The sequence below is a fragment of the Myxacorys sp. genome, assembly GCF_059501405.1.
On sequence record NZ_JCACCM010000130.1, the window covers coordinates 1 to 16930 of the forward strand.

Annotated in this window: 14 protein-coding genes; 2 read left to right on the plus strand and 12 right to left on the minus strand. The window is 48.9% G+C overall.

Features of this window, described 5'->3' with window-relative positions; all coding sequences use genetic code 11:
* Positions 1-52: 52 nt before the first annotated feature.
* The 9 genes from AC5I6P_RS18235 to AC5I6P_RS18275 form a co-directional block, all read right to left on the minus strand.
* Positions 53-970 carry a hypothetical protein gene (locus AC5I6P_RS18235; protein WP_495695205.1) on the minus strand — a complete coding sequence of 306 codons (918 nt, stop codon included), beginning with the start codon at positions 968-970 and terminating at the stop codon, positions 53-55.
* 54 nt (positions 971-1024) lie between these two features.
* Positions 1025-2239, minus strand: a complete 1215-nt coding sequence (locus tag AC5I6P_RS18240; protein ID WP_495695206.1) for a hypothetical protein — start codon at positions 2237-2239, stop codon at positions 1025-1027.
* Between the two features lie 510 nt (positions 2240-2749).
* Entirely contained in the window at positions 2750-3115 is a 366-nt protein-coding gene (locus AC5I6P_RS18245) for a hypothetical protein (RefSeq protein ID WP_495695207.1), read from the minus strand.
* A 117-nt stretch (positions 3116-3232) separates the two neighbouring features.
* Complete coding sequence (locus AC5I6P_RS18250; RefSeq protein WP_495695208.1) at positions 3233-4159, minus strand: RluA family pseudouridine synthase; 927 nt, start codon at positions 4157-4159, stop codon at positions 3233-3235.
* A gap of 9 nt (positions 4160-4168) precedes the next feature.
* Positions 4169-4318, minus strand: a complete 150-nt coding sequence (locus AC5I6P_RS18255) for a hypothetical protein (protein ID WP_495695209.1) — start codon at positions 4316-4318, stop codon at positions 4169-4171.
* A gap of 192 nt (positions 4319-4510) precedes the next feature.
* A complete protein-coding gene (locus AC5I6P_RS18260) occupies positions 4511-4735 on the minus strand; it encodes a hypothetical protein (protein ID WP_495695210.1) in 225 nt (74 codons plus the stop codon).
* Between the two features lie 65 nt (positions 4736-4800).
* On the minus strand, positions 4801-5166 hold the full coding sequence (locus AC5I6P_RS18265; protein WP_495695211.1) for a Lin0512 family protein: 366 nt from the start codon (positions 5164-5166) through the stop codon (positions 4801-4803).
* An 88-nt stretch (positions 5167-5254) separates the two neighbouring features.
* The gene (locus tag AC5I6P_RS18270; protein ID WP_495695212.1) at positions 5255-5536 is read right to left on the minus strand and encodes a ubiquitin carboxyl-terminal hydrolase 14; all 282 of its coding nucleotides are present in this window, start codon (positions 5534-5536) and stop codon (positions 5255-5257) included.
* A 117-nt stretch (positions 5537-5653) separates the two neighbouring features.
* Positions 5654-7318, minus strand: coding sequence for an FAD-dependent oxidoreductase (locus AC5I6P_RS18275; protein ID WP_495695213.1), 1665 nt, complete (start codon positions 7316-7318; stop codon positions 5654-5656).
* 201 nt (positions 7319-7519) lie between these two features.
* On the opposite strand from AC5I6P_RS18275, the gene AC5I6P_RS18280 reads away from it, so the two are divergent.
* Positions 7520-8938: an ATP-binding protein gene (locus AC5I6P_RS18280; protein ID WP_495695214.1), complete on the plus strand. Its 1419-nt coding sequence runs from the start codon at positions 7520-7522 to the stop codon at positions 8936-8938.
* Here the strand turns inward: AC5I6P_RS18280 and AC5I6P_RS18285 are convergent.
* From AC5I6P_RS18285 to AC5I6P_RS18295, 3 genes are all read right to left on the minus strand, one after another.
* Entirely contained in the window at positions 8911-11184 is a 2274-nt protein-coding gene (locus tag AC5I6P_RS18285; RefSeq protein ID WP_495695215.1) for an FdhF/YdeP family oxidoreductase, read from the minus strand. The two genes, AC5I6P_RS18280 and AC5I6P_RS18285, sit on opposite strands and share 28 nt — an antisense overlap.
* A 218-nt stretch (positions 11185-11402) precedes the next feature.
* Positions 11403-12131, minus strand: a complete 729-nt coding sequence (locus AC5I6P_RS18290) for a Bax inhibitor-1/YccA family protein (protein WP_495695216.1) — start codon at positions 12129-12131, stop codon at positions 11403-11405.
* A gap of 144 nt (positions 12132-12275) precedes the next feature.
* Positions 12276-14333, minus strand: a complete 2058-nt coding sequence (locus AC5I6P_RS18295) for an ABC1 kinase family protein (protein ID WP_495695217.1) — start codon at positions 14331-14333, stop codon at positions 12276-12278.
* Positions 14334-14744: 411 nt separating this feature from the next.
* Here AC5I6P_RS18295 and recN point away from each other — a divergent pair, with 411 nt between their 5' ends.
* Entirely contained in the window at positions 14745-16643 is a 1899-nt protein-coding gene (gene recN, locus AC5I6P_RS18300) for a DNA repair protein RecN (RefSeq protein WP_495695218.1), read from the plus strand.
* Positions 16644-16930 lie beyond the last annotated feature (287 nt).

Below are 16930 nucleotides of genomic sequence, written 5' to 3' on the forward strand. Positions count from 1 at the left end.
CCTGCAATTTGATTCACCCTACGATGCCACCTCTCGTAACTCGCAACTTGAGTTATTGAGCTATTTTGGGCGCGATCTCGGCTTTTAACAGTCGCAGATTCGCCCCTAATGCTTGAAACTCTGCGTTGTTCGATAAGCTAATTAAAATCGGATCGTTACTCTTTTCAACGATCTGGTTGTACGCCCGAATTGCAGCACTTAACTGATTGACATTGAGATTGGGGCAGGTAAAGCTCGAACCTACTCGACCACCGCAACCCGCTGCTAAGCCCTCACTGGCGATGAGAGTTTCCGTTAGAGATTGTGCTAACCCAATCACTTCAGGGTTACTGAGCTTGACGTCACCGAGCGAGGTCAGCATTGCGATCGCAGCTTTCACACTGGTAGGTGAAGCTCCAGATACATCTAATGCAGTCAGTACTCCAACTAACGCGGCTGCAACCTTAGCATTAGGAGCAATAATTGTTTGAGTACTGGGTTGGCTCCCAGGCTTTCCGGCTCCTGATGTAGAGATGAAGCGAATTTCGATCTGCCGATTTAATTTGGGGATTAGCGCAAATTTGACATCTCTACTAATGCCTGTGAGATCGCTACCGAATACATCAAATTGTCCAGGTTGAGCATTCAAATAGAGAACATAACTAGTAAACCTAGTGACAATATTGCTTGGCACGCTATCTGCACGCTTTAGATCTAATCGAACAAATCCGGATCGCTCCGGTTGGACATTCGGTTCGTTGGGTGGAACAGCGCGTTCAGAGAGAACAGCCCGCAACTCACCAATTACTTCGTTATACAGAGAAGTCGGAATGCCAGGATGGGGAGTTAGGTTGCGCGGAGCTACCTCAGAGCCAGTATTAATTCCCGATGTACCACGGGGCGTATTGGCATTCGCCAAATTACTACTCACCAGGACGAATGAGATTCCGAGTGCGAAAACGCGCTTAAAAGAGGCAACAGGCTGATTCATACACCTTTAAAGAATTGACTGACAATAGACCGTAGACTTGCAAAAAATACAGACTTAGTACTGATACCCTGCGTAGTTAAAGCCGTAGCCAACTCCAAAAGAGAATAACATCGCGTTATCGTTTCGGCTCAACGCATTGCCTACCACTGCCGTCAGAAAAAGAGGCTGAGTCTTGATCGGAACATAGGAAACGCCGAGGTTGAGATCTTGCCCTGTCCAGCTTGCAATCACCGATGCTTGAGGAACAACGCGCAGACCCACGCTGCCAAATACACCAGAGCCGCCTCTGCCGTTTCTAATGTTGTTCAACGATCGGAAGCGCCCGCCGCCTACCCCTAATGATGTCGTTAATGCCAGGGTATTGGTTGGGTTGTTAGGGCGGAGATCAAACACTTTGCTGGCGACGCCGTATAGAGTAGAAACCGTGGTGCTGTTCTCTTCTCCCCAAGTGATGCCAGAGTCCCAGCCCAGCGCGATCGCAGATTTTCCAGGGAGCGCTCTGTGCAGCTTAAACCCAATGTCACCATTGCGGGCAAACCGTCTGAGACTACCAATGTTGGCACTCACTTCCAACCCAACCGTTCGATTAGAATCTCCTAGCCCAAAGCCTGCTGATATGGCTCCATCGGCCCGATTTACTCGTGGTCTGCGGTTGGCAACCGAGAGACCCACAAAGGCATCTCCATAATTTGCTCCAAATGCGGTAGGAGTGCCGACGGTGGAGCCGGGAAAATACACAGGTGGGCGCAACTCGACTAATGGATCAATAATCAGCCTTTGCCGTAATGTTTCGGTTGACTCAGATGGTGCGGCTTGAGCCACCACACCTACTGAACTTGAAGCAGGATCGAGCAACTGTTGGGCACTGTCTCGACGATGCTGCTGTAGAAACTCCTGTTTTGAAGTGGCTTCCGTTGGCTGAACTGGCGGCAGAACAGGGGTTTGAACAAGATCCTTAGGCTGAGTTGCCTTCGTGTTAGGCTTTGCGACATTTTGCAGAAGCGTGCTGTCTTCAGAACGGCCTGCAAGCTTGGCTTTGCGAAGCTTCACCGGATTGAGGCGAGTTTCTGGAGATTGCTTAGGTATTTCTGCTAGTGGGAGAGCAAGCTGAGGCTTCTCAATAGGCACACTTGCAGCAGACGTTGAATTTGGTTGAGCCACGCTAACAGAGCCAGACAGTCCCATCACGCCTAAGACAGAGCTAATAGCAACCCATCGCATCCAAAATGCAAAGCGAGGTTGATGATATGTATTTTTTCTGAATGCCATGATTTCGAGTCCACTGCTTGCATCAAAGGATTAGGTGAGGGGCGGCTCACGCAATCAGTATATTCAGCAAGCCAGTGTGGTTATCCTGTAATTGCGCGCATTTTTAACAGCATCTAGTGCGGTAGTCTAAGTATTTTTGTTTAGATAAAAAATAGCCAATGCTCATTCAGATTCCGTACCCATTAGGAGCATAAGTGACTAGTTGAGTTTTCTATATTTTGAATATTTTACTTGTACATTATGATTAGACCTAATGAGTAGTCTTAATATTTAAGCGTTAGTTGTAACGTTAAATTTGAATCTTCCTTGTTATTCTAATTCTGATTCAACTGAGGCTCAAATTTTGTACAGCAGTGTTTTTCAAATTATTCGTTTCTCATTACATCAACCTTAGAATTGTCTAATATCAATTTTATTTGCTAGTGCGATGAATCCTCGTGGGGCACAGCGTGGCCATGCCCTTACGATTGCACATCTGTAGCGAGTATTTTTTGAATCAGGATGAGATAACTACTCTTCTCCGCGATCGATGAGTTGACGAACTTTACTCACAGATTTTTCAACGAAACTAGTTTCTGGAACTTCTTTGCCCTGAGCATCCTTAATTCGCTTGTAGGGCTTAGGCATTTTCTCTGGATCTTGCCCTTCCTGGAGTCGCTGCTGATAGGTATCTTCCTGAATTCCAGTAGACGTACTAAAGCCGTCGTAAGCCCGCTCCTCCTGATCTTCGGGCGAAACCGCATTGGACGCAGATGGGGCAGCAAAGCTGGCTTGACTGAGACCAATCCAACTCGTCATAGTCAGCAAAGTGAGCAGAACAGCTACAGCAAGCGTCCGGGATAGGGTCGATTTCAAAAGGTTGAATAGCTTTCGCATGGTATTTCTCGACTAGTAAATGCCATGTACAATACTGATTTCTAAAATTTTGCTCTTCTTTCAAAAGTCAGAAATATCGCTTAAACACTCCAACTGATAACGGATACAAACGGTAGATCAGTTCAACAACTGAGGCGGTTTAGCAATGATGACTAGTTCGTGTCCCCCGGTTGGATGAGTCAATCTCAGTTTGTAAGCGTGAAGATAATAGCCACACTCTCCGGGAACCGATTTTTGACCAATAGCGGCTCCTCCTACGCCATACAGCGGATCGCCCCAAAGTGGGTGTCCAGCAGCAGCAAGGTGAATCCGAATCTGATGCGGTCTGCCTGTCGGAATGATCACGTCTAACACGGTTGTATTAGGAATCAGCCCGCGCTTTAACACTCGACAATGACTAATTGCTTCTTTGCCAGTGTCAGTTGCGGCGTAGAGATACCTCAAGGTCGGATGAGCGACCTTTCCGATGGGCTGGGTCACAGTAAACGTTGCAGGCAAATCGATTCCAGTGACTAAAGCGCGATAGGTCTTCTGAATACTGCGATTCGCCTCGCCACACGTTGTAGAATCGCGGAACCCCTTTGATAAAACTGACCGTGCGATCGCGGTTTTCGCCAACAGCATCACCCCCGATGTTCCGCGTCCTAACCGATGCATTGGAATCGGTGGCTGCTCATAGTGGCGCTTTAGCCAGCCTAAAAGCGTATGGTCGAGAAAGCCACCACCCGGCAATACAGGCAGTCCTGACGGCTTGTGCAAGATCAATAGGTCGTCATCTTCATACAAGACAGCAACATCTAACGGAACAGCTGGTTCAACCCAAGGCGGACGGTAATAGGACAACAACTGTCCTGCTTTTAGCGGCGTTTGAGGATCGAGACTGACTGTATGATCGATGGCGATGAGACCCGCTTGGATACGATCGCGCCAGTCTTGTCGGGAAGAGTGAGTGTAGCGAGTCGCGTAGTAGTCGAGCAGCGTGGCATGACCAGTTGTGACGCGATCTTCATAGGTCCAACCTTGATTAAAGTATGGTTCAGCCATTGAGCAAATTTAGGTGAGCAAGTTTAGGTTGAGTGCCCTTAGAAGCGCCATGTGAACTGCATTCAGAATGTCTAACGGCAAATGTCCTAACTGGTTTTGAAAGACACTCAGACTAACGGTTGCAATCTTATCGGCGCGAATTAAGGAAGTCTTCTTCAAACCAGTCTCCAAAAACTGAGGATGATTAGCATCAACTAAAATCCAAGCTTCGCGCAACGAACTCTCTGGAATCTTTGAAAAAATGCCGAGAATAATGCGTTGTCTCGATGAGGGGCTAATACTAGAGCAGGTCTAAGCTTTGCAGAGGTCAAGTCACTAAAGGGAAAGCGAACCAACCAAATTTCTGCAGGATTAGGGTTCTGGTTCATAAAGGTCTTCTTCTGGGTCATTCCACTCTTGAAAAGCTGTCTCAGCAAGATGCATTAATTCAAGGGTAGAGGGTTCGTCGTACAGTTTTGAGTAAAGCAGCGTTTGCTCATCGGCTGAGAGGGTGTGAATGATTTGAACGAGAGAATCCACGAGTTTGACGTTAACAGTGCTGTTGATTTCAGTGTTACTGATTTGGATGTTGCTCATGCTTCAATGACTTTAGCTGAACTGCTACCTTAAGTTTAAATCTAGATTAGGTTTGAAGAGAACGCTCAAGGCATGTCTACAAACACTGTGACAGAAGCAACAGCAATATACATATCATCGTTTTTATCGTTGAATTCTGCGATCGCGCGTCCCTGCACAACCATGCCGCCCGGTTCAACCTTAAGCGTTTTCTGGCCAAAAGGTAGCACTTTAAGAACTTCTTCTTCGCGTACTTGTTCAGGATGAGGAACGGCAACTTGAACTTCAATGATCATCTGATTGGGATGATCTAAGTCTGCGACTTCCCAAATACCAGGGAGGGCATTGTGCGCGATCGCATTTCTCACAGCACGTGCCGCCGCTACGGTCGGATCTTGTCCGTGCTGATCAATGCCCATTCCCATTTCAATGACAAATCGTTTTAACGCCATGCTGATCCCTCCAAACTGCTTCACTAGTGTAGTCTGGACGGAACGTAACTCTAACCAAATCCGCTTCTAAAGATTACAGAACTGAGGATTACAAAAAGGTTTGATCGACATAGCACCAGCGCCAGTCTTCGCCTGGCTCAATCGATTGCACGATGGGATGCTCTGTGGCATGAAAATGCTTCGTCGCGTGTTTGTTTTTTGAGGAATCACAACAACCAACGTGACCGCAGATGAGACACTCTCGCAAATGCACCCACGAATCTCCGATTCCCCTGGAAGCTTGCGAAGCAATCGCTAAACATTCTTCACACCCATCCCCACTAGGTGACACATTTTGAATTTGATCAAGGTGAGTACAAGATGTGTTCACTGTATGATCCTCAGTGTTGCTAACATTTGACAAAAATCGTTATTTCGCGCTTTAGCACTGCATTGGCTTTATTGATCTTGCATCATAACTCTCATCTTTTATTGCTCATTGCCTTCCCTACAGAACTTTACTGAGATATTGATGAACAAACTGTACACAGATCGATCCTTCACCAACCCCAGATGCGACTCGTTTGATCGAATTGTGCCGCACATCTCCAACCGCAAACACGCCAGGAATATTTGTCTCTAGCAAATAGGGATCGCGATCGACAGACCAGCCTTTGATCGGATGGCTATCGCTCTTTAAATCAGGCCCTGTCAAAACAAAGCCTTTAGAATCGCGGTTAATCGTGCCATCTAGCCAGTCAGTCCGGGGTTCGGCTCCAATAAAAATAAATAGAGATATAGCTGGAACCGTTTTTGTTTCGCCCGTGACGGTATTGGCGATCGCGATCGCTTCTAAACTGTTCTCGCCTTTGACTTCGACCACGCTGGAATGCACCTCAACGGCAATATTTGGAGTTGCCTCAATTTGATCAATCAGATATTGAGACATGCTTTTGGTGAGCGATTCGCCGCGCACCAGCATCGTGACCTGTCTCGCGTATTTTGCGAAATACATCGCCGCCTGCCCCGCCGAATTCGCGCCGCCAACAATATAAACATCTTCGTCTTGACATGCGATCGCTTCGGTCTGTGCCGCTCCGTAATAGACCCCTGCACCCGTCAACCGCTCCATTCCTGGAATATTGAGGCGTCGCCACGAAACGCCCAATGCCAGAATCAATGCATGACAGCTAATTTCGTCGCCATCTGCCAAGGTAATGATGCGATACGGATTTTGGATGCGAATGCCTGTCGCTTCTTGCGGCGACAGGATCTCTACACCAAACCGTTTTGCCTGAGTCACGGCACGGCGGGCTAAGTCACTGCCGCTTAACCCCACGGGAAAGCCCAAATAATTCTCAATGCGAGAACTCGTGCCCGCTTGTCCGCCTGGTGCTTCGCGCTCTAGCATCACCGTCCGCAAGCCCTCAGATGCGCCATATACTGCCGCCGCCAGTCCCGCCGGGCCACCACCGACAATCACCAAATCATAAAATGGATTTCCTGCTTGAGTTTGTAGTCCAATTTGCGCGGCGATTTGAGCTGGAGTCGGTTGCAGCAGACTTGTGCCGTCCGCAAATAGCACGAGCGGCAATTCTAGACGGTTACATTTGGCGAACTCTGCTAACTGTTGGGCTTCTTGGGAAAGCTCAATGTCGAGCCACTCATAAGGCACTTGATTGCGAGCCAGAAAATCCTTCACCTGATGTGACTGAGGCGACCAACGATTCCCAATCACCCGAATGCCTTCAAACGGAGGGCGGAACGACGCAAACCAATCATCGGTCAAATCATCCAAAACAGGATACAGCCGTTCTTCAGGTGGATCCCACGGTTTCAGCAGATAGTAATCGAGCCTGGCCGTGTTGATCGCTTGAATTGCCGCATCGGTGTCCGCGTAAGCGGTCAGCAAGACTCGTTTTGCTGTTGGAAATAGCTCGATCGCTTGCTCTAGAAACTCCACCCCGCTCATTTGGGGCATTCGCTGATCCACCAGAAATGTAGCAACGGCTTCATTCTTGAGCTTTAGTTGCTGCAACACTTCTAGCGCGGCTCTCCCCGAATCCGTCCGTATAATCCGAAAGCGATCGCCGTACTGCCTACGAAGATCCCGCGAGATCGCGCTCAAAACGTCAAGATCGTCGTCTACCGTGAGGATGACTGGTTTCGCCATAAACTCTATCTTTGTAGGTGAAGTTGGTTCTAGCGTAAAGCCGAACGGCTGGGGCTGGGTCTGCCTAAAGGAGGAGCGTGATCACCTCGAAGTTAAGGACACTCAACTTAAGCGATTGCGGTTTTCTAACCTAAGCCTCTTACCGATTGTGTTCTGCCCGATTGATTCATCTGCCCAACTGATTCAGGAGAAGTCTGCGTCATGCTGTGTATTGAAGAGTTACAGAAACTTGAATTGTTTCAAGCCTTGCCGGAGGATCGACTGTATTGGATGTGCGATCGCGCTCAGCCCATCGATCTAAACCCTGATCAAGTGTTGTCTCATGAAGGCGATCCGCCGAGTGGCTTTTTTATTCTCATGTGTGGTCACATCGGGCTGACGCGCAAAAGTGGTGGGATTGAGATGCCGATCGGGCAGCATGAAGCGCCATCGTTTTTTGGCGAAATTCCTGTTCTCACGGGTGAACCTGTCCCCGTGACTGTGCGAGCAATGTCTGAGTGTCACCTCTACGAGCTATCGGCAGATGACTTTTTGACGTTGCTACACCAGTGTCGCGCCTTTGAGCGAGTCGTGTTTCAAACCGTGGCGAAGCGATCGCGGGGGCTAGAATCGTTCATTCGCGGTCGAGAAAAGATGGCAGCGTTGGGAACGCTAGCAGCAGGACTGGCTCACGAGTTAAACAATCCGGCAGCGGCACTGGTGCGTTCCCTGAAAGAAATTACGCCTGCGCTGCTCGAATTGCAGCGCATGAATTTAGTCTACGGCGCACAGCAAACTGAAGAGGCGCATACTCAGCAGTGGCTCAAGCTTCGAGATGAGGGATACGACACGATCATCAGCAAGCGCATCGATCCATTAAAGATGAGAGATCAAGAAGATCAACTCTTAGAGTGGCTCGAAGACTATGGCGTGAAGGAAGCGTGGAAACTAGCTGAGCCAATGGCGGAAGCAGGCATGACGGTGGAGGCCCTAGAGCCAATGATGGAGCGGTGGAGGAACGATTCCACCGAACTGCGAGATATGGGACTGCGCTGGTTAGGGCTGTCGTTTGAAGTCATGTCGATGATTGCCAGCGGCTTACGGGGAGCCGAGCGCATCTCGCAACTGGTACAGTCGATGAAATCTTACTCACATCTTGATCAAGGGGCGCGGCAAATTGTTGATGTGCATGAAGGACTCGAAGACACGATTCGATTATTTTCATACAAGCTCAAACAGGGCGTCGAGATTCGGCGATCGTACGACTCGACGATGCCAAAGATATGGGCGTATGGCAGCGAGTTAAACCAAGTGTGGACGAACCTAATTGATAACGCGATCGATGCAATGAACGAACAGGGTGTGTTGGAACTCACCACTCAGCATCATGGCGATCGCATCGAAGTCTCCATCACCGATTCGGGAGACGGCATTCCGGCGGAGGTGCGATCGCGGATTTTTGAGCCATTTTTCACCACAAAGCCTGTGGGCAAAGGCTCAGGATTAGGATTAGAAGTTGTGAGGCGAATTGTTGAGAACCGCCATCAGGGAACGATTTCGCTCGAATCCCGCCCTGGTAAAACTGAATTTACCGTTTGCCTGCCCGCAACTGCTCAGACGGAGACGACTGCTTCCGCGTAAACCGCGATCGGAACTCGCTTAAATGCAGGCGTCCCCGATCGCGCTTCAATTTTGGCATTGAAAATCACATTCACTTCTGGGTAAAACATCAGCGCTGCCCCTGGTCGAATTGCCCCATAAATAATTTCGACATGTTCTAGCTTGCCTGCATTTCCCTGCACAGTGACTCGTCCATGTTCCTGCAATCCTGCTCGTTCTGCATCGAGTGAATTCATCAATATGCAGTTGCGGTGAGGCATTCCCCGATACTTGTCGCCAATTTTGTAGACAACAGTGTTGTGCTGAGAATAACTCCGAGCCGTAATCAGGGACAACACTAAGCTATGGTCTGGCGCATTCAGGTCTTTCGGTTGGGGCAGCGTTAGCGTGGGTAATGGTGTTGTGAACATTAACGCTTTACCTGACGGAGTGGAGAATTTCGGCTCGGTTAGAATGCGACCTGCGATCGTAAACTCTTCTTTGGTTTCATCAATTGTCTTCATTTTCTCGTAGCCCGGAACCGTCTCGCCAATTAGCTGCCGCACATATTTCGTGTCTTGCAACTTACGCCAATTCACGGGGTACTCACCGTGAACTCGCCCCGCTAATTCGGTCAGAAATTCCACTTCTGGAATCAGATCAGCATCCGTAAGATGAGTCTTTCCCTCGTCGTTGAGGCGTACAAAATTGTTACCCGATTCGACCGTTGTTTTATGCGGATTTTCAAACCGATTGAGGACCGGAATAATAATTGTGTTGTGCTTTGCTAAGCCGTTGAAATGTCCGATATTAGGCTTTGTTGCCAGATAAATTACCGTTTCAATCTGAGCGATCGCGTGTTTTGCCTGGGTTAAATCGGGATTTGCGCCGTACAAGTTGCCGCCCAAACAAATCAGCGAATCGATTTTGCCATCATCTGCCGCTTCGATCAACGCACGAGTATCGTAGCCTTTGACTCGACTGAGAGGGCGTCCCAACAGCGTTTCGAGGGCTTGCTGCATCTCTTGCTTCAACCCATGCGACGTCACGCCCATCGATCCAAATCCCTGAACGTTAGAATGTCCTCGTACAGGCATGACTCCTGCACCTTCTTTACCGACATTCCCCGTCATCAGCGCTGTGTTGGCAATACTGTAGACATTATCGACTCCGTTTGCATGTTGGGTAATGCCCATTGCCCAACCAAAAACTACTCGCTCTGATGTTCCAATTACTGTTGCAGCCGCTTCAATCTCGGGTTGCGGGACTCCACAGATTCCGGTAATCGTTTCCCATGAATTGGCTTGGGCTTGCTCTACGATCGCTTCCCATCCTTCAGTGTGCGCTTGCAAATATTCAGTGTTGAGGAAGCCTTGCTCGATCAGAGCTTTTTGAATGCCGACAAACAGAGCCACATCGCTACCAGGAATCGGCAGAAGATAGAGCGACGCAATAGGAGAGCCGGGAATAAGAGATTTGATCGGAAACGCTGGCGAACCAAACTTAACCAGTCCGATTTCCATTACCGGATTGATCACGATAATTTTACCGCCGCGATCGCGCAGTTTAATCAACTCGTTCATCAGCCGAGGATGATTGTAAGCAGAGTTTGCCCCCGTCAGCACCACACAATCTGCATGTTTAAGGTTCTCTAAACTCACCACCGATGTCTTCGTCGCAAACATCTGATTGAGTGCAAATGTCGAAGGCGCATGACACAAATCAGAACAGTCTGCCAAATTGTTTGATCCAAGTGCCCGGATCATCAGTTGCAGCAAATACGCCGCTTCATTCGACGATCGACCGGAACTATAAGATGCCACTCGTTCAGGAGACTTACGCAATGCCTCTGCTGCAAGGTCGTAAATTTCATCCCAACTGATTCGTTCATAATGAGACTTCCCTGCTCTCAAAATCACAGGAAAGCTGAGCCGCCCCAACCGATCTGCTTCCATTGAGGTGAGGTGCTGAAGTTCCTCAATGCTATGTGTGTCAAAAAAGTGAGCCGGAATTGGGGGCTTAATTTCGGCAGAAATTGCCTCGACGCTTTTCATACAGCGCTGAAGTTGTTCGCCCTCTTCGTTGGTAAAGCCTCCCTTTTGTCCGCCTGTGCCCCACGAACACGAGAGACAAGCGCTATTGTGAAACAGCGTTTTCCAAAGTTTTGGTCCTTCGGGAGACAGCGTATGCTTTGCCCAATATTCAATGACTGGCAAACCGCCACCGATGTCGGGCGTCTGATCGTTCGTCTCATCAAAAGGAGGGGTCGGGTGAATATCTTGGGACATAATACGGCTCCGGTTGGGGGTGCGATTAGCAAATCTGTTGGTCGCAGAACCCCATTACGGTTGCTGCGGAGTTGCGCTTCGCGCTTCGCGCTAGTGATCAAAGTTACATCAACATTCTGTCTTACAGAGGTAACATACAAGCCAAAAAAATAGAGACGCAATATCTACGTCTCTACTACTATAAACAAATTGACCAAAAAACAAATTGACCAACAGAATTAATCGCGACCGTTGATCGCAATCAGCAACCGCAGGATAAACACGAACAGATTGATGTACGTTAAATACATCGACAACGCTGCCGGAATATACTGATCATCGCGATAGGTGCGCGGCAAAATAAAGAAATCAACAACCGCCGCGCCTACAAATAGCAAAACCCCGATCGCAGAAATGGCAACCTCTAAAAACGAGGGCGCGTAGACGCCAAACAGCGACAACAGAAACTGACCCAATATCACCACAAACAGAGCAATGATGCCGAGTTGTATGGTTCTGGTCAAAGCAAAGCCATCTTCCTCGGAAAGATTAGAGCCGATTGGACGAGCCGCGATAAAGGTAACGCCACACCCTAACGCCGCAAACCCAACTCCAGCCATGCCAACGCCTTCGGTTCGCAACGCAAGAGAAACCAATCCACTCAGGGTATAGCCCGACAGCAAACTGTAGGTTGCCAGCAGAGGAAGAGCAACACTGTTGTTCCCTTTCTGAGCAACACTCGACGCGACGAAGAATAAAATCAGTTCGACAATTACTGCCCCAATTAATGTTGGGAAGAAAATCTGGGGATTGTTTTCAATGACTTTCAATCCGCCATAAGCCCCGGCGGCCGTGAGAATTAGCCCACCACCCAACCAAGGAAGGGCATTAGCGATCACATTAGGACCGACGATCGCTTGTCCTTTGGCACTCCGAAATGCTTCACGAAAGTTACTGCTATTACTCATGTGCTTTTAACAAGAAGTAGTTCCAATCTCTATTTTCCTTCGCTTTTCAGAAATCGGCCAGAAAACTAGCAATTCTCAGCGTGAAACCTAACGTTTGAATCATTAGAGTCAAACGTTAGGCTAATCACAAGAATTGTGAGCTTCTTATTTAGACGCAGCTAATAGCCCAGTAGAGCGGGGTTCGTAAACAATCGGTGCAGGTGGTTTTGCCTGATCCGTCACTAGCACCTCTCGAAGCAGCCGAGCCGTCAAGCGCTGAGCCAGTCCGCCAACAATCTGTTTACCGACTTCTTGAGTTTCCGGTTTCGCCAAAATTCGAGGAATTAAAGCTAGCACTTTGTTTTGATCAAAGCCCGGTGTTTCTTGCAAAATCTTCCAAATGCGTTTGACCTGCTCTAGAGTTTGCTGATTTTCGGGGGAAATTGCAGGACGCTCGACCGCCAAGCCAACCCGCTCTCGCAAGCCGTAGTTAAGACTGCGCCATGCCGATTGTCCTAGCGCATCTAAGCTTTTGATTACTTCGTTGACCAAATTAACGCGAATAAACTCGCCGCGATCGGAGAACAGAAAGTCTGTTGCTTGATCGATGACTTGATCGAGATCATAATCTGCGTTGCTTCGAGCGTTTCGCAACAAGTTTTCAAGTCGGTTCCAACGGAAGCTTCCATCCTTAAACAACAAGTCTTTTAACGATTCTCGAAGTTGAGGAGCCGGATCGGTGAGCAGCCGTTTCGCTACATAAGGGTATGCCTTGCTTAGAACTTTAAAGCCGGGATCAACATGAATCGCGATTCCTTCTAGCGTAACGAGCGATCGTATGATCAGCGCATAGTAAGCGGGCACTTGGAACGGATACTCATACATCAAAGCCGACAGTTTATCGGTAATGCTTTTGATGTTGATCTCGGCAACGCTTGCACCCAACGCTTCGTTAAACACTTCTGCAAAGGCGGGAATAATCGGGGTGAGATCGGTGTCGGGCGAGAGAAATTCTAAATTGACGTAATCGCGTCCTAAGCCCTCAAAATCGCGGTTCACTAAATGCACGATCGCTTCAATCAATCCATAGCGCTGATAAGGCTTCACCTCGCTCATCATGCCGAAATCTAAGTAAGCCAACTTGCCATCTGGCATCGCGAGTAAGTTACCCGGATGCGGATCGGCGTGAAAGAACCCGTGTTCTAACAACTGACGCAGCGAACATTGCACTCCCACTTCAATCAGATGAGTCGCATCAATGCCTTGCTCTTCAATGGCGTCTAGCTGAGTTAGCTTTGTGCCGCTGATCCATTCCATCGTCAGAACCCGACGACCCGTGTAGCGCCAGTAGATCCGAGGCACGTAGATGTCAGGAAGATGCCCGTAGAGTTCGGCAAACCGCTCTGCATTGTGTCCTTCCTGGGTATAGTCCATCTCTTCAAAGATGCGAGTTGCGAGTTCATCTGCGATCGCAACTAAGTTACTGCGCACTCGCTTAATATTCGTCATTGCCCAAGCCGCAATGCACCGCAAGATATACATATCCAACGCGATGTTCTGAGCCAAGCCCGGACGTTGCACCTTCACGGCAACTTGTTCACCCGTTTTCAGCTTCCCTTTGTAAACCTGACCGAGCGAGGCAGCCGCGATTGGATCGGCGCTTAATTCTGCATAAATCTGGTCAGGACGATCGCCTAATTCTTCTTCAATAAACTGAAATGCAATTTCGTTCGGAAACGGCGGTAGCTGATCTTGAAGCTTCGTAAGTTCTTCGAGATAGGCAGGCGGAACCAAGTCAGGGCGGGTAGACAAGGCTTGTCCAATTTTGATAAAGGCAGGACCTAAGGTTGTCAGCATGACGCGCAGATGAACAGCTTGGCGCGCTTCTTTTCTAAAACTGATGCCCGTAATCCGATCCCACCACAGCCGCGCCGCAAACCAGAGAAACGGCAGAAAAATACCAAGTGAGCGTCTCCACGCCTGCCACGGACGAGTCCTGTAGTACGCTGCAACCAGCGCTGGATCGTAAACTCCCGCCAAATCTTCCTTTTTAGGCACAAGCGACATTTCTGACGTAATCATGCCGCTTTCGTCAGTGCGAATAAAGGGCAGCGTCTCTGCAAACGCAGGGTCGCGATCGGGGTAACCCATTGCAGAGGGCTGATCTGCTTGCAAATCAACCGATGCAATAGAGGAGGCAGGCTTAGAATTGGTAACGTTCATAGGGAGACCGGAGACGGCATGTAAACTATTGTAACAACAAGCCCCGAAGCTTCTACTAATTCCTAATGAATCATTTTTGCCTGAACTTGAGGCATAGCACTATCGCCAGATTACCGAACGATTCGAGCAGAGAAATCCCAACGAAGAGAGAACTGAATGAATAAAGCAAAAGAACATGAGAGCTGACCTTAACTTTAAGACACACTTGACGATTAAAAAGAACATATTTACTATCAGTAAGACGAAAAAGTGGTTGTGATAAATTCAGCGATCGTTAACATTGAGATAGACTCTGCTATTTGACTTTCCCTTTCCCTCAAAAATCGACCCGTCAAATCAGTCGCTAGCGAAGTAGGATCGATGAATCTAAGATTGATAAATCAGCGTCTTCGCCAACTTGTATAAACGCCCATGTTGCTGTCCTTACGGATTGAAAATTTTGCTCTAATTGACCATCTAGAACTAGATTTTGGGTCAGGACTTCACGTTCTTACGGGAGAGACAGGCGCGGGTAAATCCATTATTTTGGATGCGATCGACGCGGCATTGGGGGGCAAAATCTCCGGTCGGTCGATTCGCACCGGAGAAGAACGAGCGCTGATTGAAGCAACATTTCAGGCAAATTTGGCGCTGAAAGAGTGGTTTGCCGCCGAAGAAATTGAATTAATTGATGACGTAACCGCTGTCTGTACGCGTGAGATTGTGGCTAACCAAAGCGGGCAACGCAATCGATCGCGGATCAATGGCGTCCTGGTCAACAAGCAGCAGATGGAGGCTCTGCGCGATCGCTTGGTTGAAATTACTGCTCAAGGTCAAACCGTCCAGCTTGGGCAGCCCAGTTTACAGCGAGATTGGCTCGACAGCTTTGGAGGATCTGCTCTTCTAAAGCAGCGCGAAGTTGTGAGCAAAGCGTTCTCAACCTATCAGCAAGCGTCTCAAGCGCTGGAAAAACGTCGCCAGTCGGAACAGCAACGTCTGCAACAGCTTGATCTATTTCAATATCAATTGCAGGATCTCAACGGCGCAAACTTGAGCGAACCCGATGAACTTGAGCAGTTAGAGCAAGAACGCAAACGCCTCGGTCACAGCGTCGAGTTGCAGCAGCAAAGCTTTCAGGTCTATCAAGCGATCTATGAGAACGAAAATGAAGGCGGCGAAGCCTGTGCTGATCTGCTTGGTAAGGCTGAAAACTTGTTGACGGATATGGTGCGGTTTGACGACCAGGTGCAGCCGATTTTAGACATGGTGCTGTCTGCCCTAGCGCAAATCGAAGAAGCCGGACAGCAAATTAACGCTTACGGTGATGGTTTAGAAACCGATCCGCAACGGCTTCAGGAAGTGGAAGAACGGATTGTTGAACTGAAACAAATTTGCCGTAAATACGGGCCTACGTTGGCGGATGCGATCGCGCTGCAACACTCCCTGCAAACCGAACTCGAAGAACTTACCGGAGCTGGACAATCGCTCGAAGAATTAGAACAGACGGCTAAGGAACGTCAGAAAGCTCTGACGCAAGCCTGCGAGAAACTTACAGGTCTTCGGCAGGCCACAGCGAATGATCTTGAATCTCGTCTCGTTGCCGAGCTAAAACCGTTGGCGATGGAAAAAGTGCAGTTCAAGGTCGGTATTAGCGCGATCGCGCCGACAGCGGCGGGGAGCGATCGCATCACCTATCTCTTCAGCCCCAATCCTGGAGAACCCTTGCAGCCCCTCACCGAAATTGCCTCAGGCGGAGAAATGAGCCGATTTTTGCTAGCATTGCAAGCCTGTTTTTCGCAAGTCGATTCGGCAGAAACCTTGGTGTTTGATGAAATCGATGTGGGCGTGTCGGGGCGAGTGGCACAAGCGATCGCAGAAAAACTGTATCAGTTGGGTCGGCATCATCAGGTGTTGTGCGTCACTCACCAACCGATCGTCGCCGCAATGGCCGATCATCACTTCCACGTCGATAAACAAGTGATCGATCCGGGCAACGGCAAAACCGGGAAAGCCACAAATGGGAATGGCGCTAAACCTGCTAAAGACGCTGATTTGCGGACAGTGGTTCGAGTCAGTCCTTTAGACAGCGATCAGCGACGGCAGGAACTTGCCCAACTCGCAAGTGGACAAGTCGGCTCTAGTGAAAATGCCACAACAGAAGCGGCTGCCTATGCCTTTGCGGAATCGCTGCTTGCGCAAGCCGCAGCTCTGCGCCAAACTGGCTCTACGAATGTCAACAGCACTAACGGTAACGGCTCGAAGGCGAAGACGACTAAGACAAATGAAGCCAAACCAAAAGTACGAAAAGCGAAATCTGCAAGGCAAGCTTAGGCAAGGCGTGATGAAGATATTCACAGGGCGATCTCATCTAAAACCTAACTTTGGCTTTCGGGTCTGATGAACTAACGGTTCTGGTCAGCGGCTGCCGTGCTTTTACATCTTACTCAAGCGGCTCTAGTCAATCCGCTGCACCAGAGTTGTTGTACTGCAAAACTACATACACTTAACAAGCACGAACTGAGATGTAGATTTAATCTTCATCTTCCACCCAAAGACATCCTGCTTGGCGTTGCTGAATGAGAAGATGAATTAGCATGGAATCGGCACATCTCGAAATT

What these genes read in the sequence shown, in the direction of transcription:
- AC5I6P_RS18235 (WP_495695205.1), bottom strand. Translation starts at nt 970, where the DNA reads ATGAATCAGCCTGTTGCCTCTTTTAAGCGCGTTTTCGCACTCGGAATC.
- AC5I6P_RS18240 (WP_495695206.1), bottom strand. Translation starts at nt 2,239, where the DNA reads ATGGCATTCAGAAAAAATACATATCATCAACCTCGCTTTGCATTTTGG.
- AC5I6P_RS18245 (WP_495695207.1), bottom strand. Translation starts at nt 3,115, where the DNA reads ATGCGAAAGCTATTCAACCTTTTGAAATCGACCCTATCCCGGACGCTT.
- AC5I6P_RS18250 (WP_495695208.1), bottom strand. Translation starts at nt 4,159, where the DNA reads ATGGCTGAACCATACTTTAATCAAGGTTGGACCTATGAAGATCGCGTC.
- AC5I6P_RS18260 (WP_495695210.1), bottom strand. Translation starts at nt 4,735, where the DNA reads ATGAGCAACATCCAAATCAGTAACACTGAAATCAACAGCACTGTTAAC.
- AC5I6P_RS18265 (WP_495695211.1), bottom strand. Translation starts at nt 5,166, where the DNA reads ATGGCGTTAAAACGATTTGTCATTGAAATGGGAATGGGCATTGATCAG.
- AC5I6P_RS18275 (WP_495695213.1), bottom strand. Translation starts at nt 7,318, where the DNA reads ATGGCGAAACCAGTCATCCTCACGGTAGACGACGATCTTGACGTTTTG.
- AC5I6P_RS18280 (WP_495695214.1), top strand. Translation starts at nt 7,520, where the DNA reads ATGCTGTGTATTGAAGAGTTACAGAAACTTGAATTGTTTCAAGCCTTG.
- AC5I6P_RS18285 (WP_495695215.1), bottom strand. Translation starts at nt 11,184, where the DNA reads ATGTCCCAAGATATTCACCCGACCCCTCCTTTTGATGAGACGAACGAT.
- AC5I6P_RS18290 (WP_495695216.1), bottom strand. Translation starts at nt 12,131, where the DNA reads ATGAGTAATAGCAGTAACTTTCGTGAAGCATTTCGGAGTGCCAAAGGA.
- AC5I6P_RS18295 (WP_495695217.1), bottom strand. Translation starts at nt 14,333, where the DNA reads ATGAACGTTACCAATTCTAAGCCTGCCTCCTCTATTGCATCGGTTGAT.
- recN (WP_495695218.1), top strand. Translation starts at nt 14,745, where the DNA reads ATGTTGCTGTCCTTACGGATTGAAAATTTTGCTCTAATTGACCATCTA.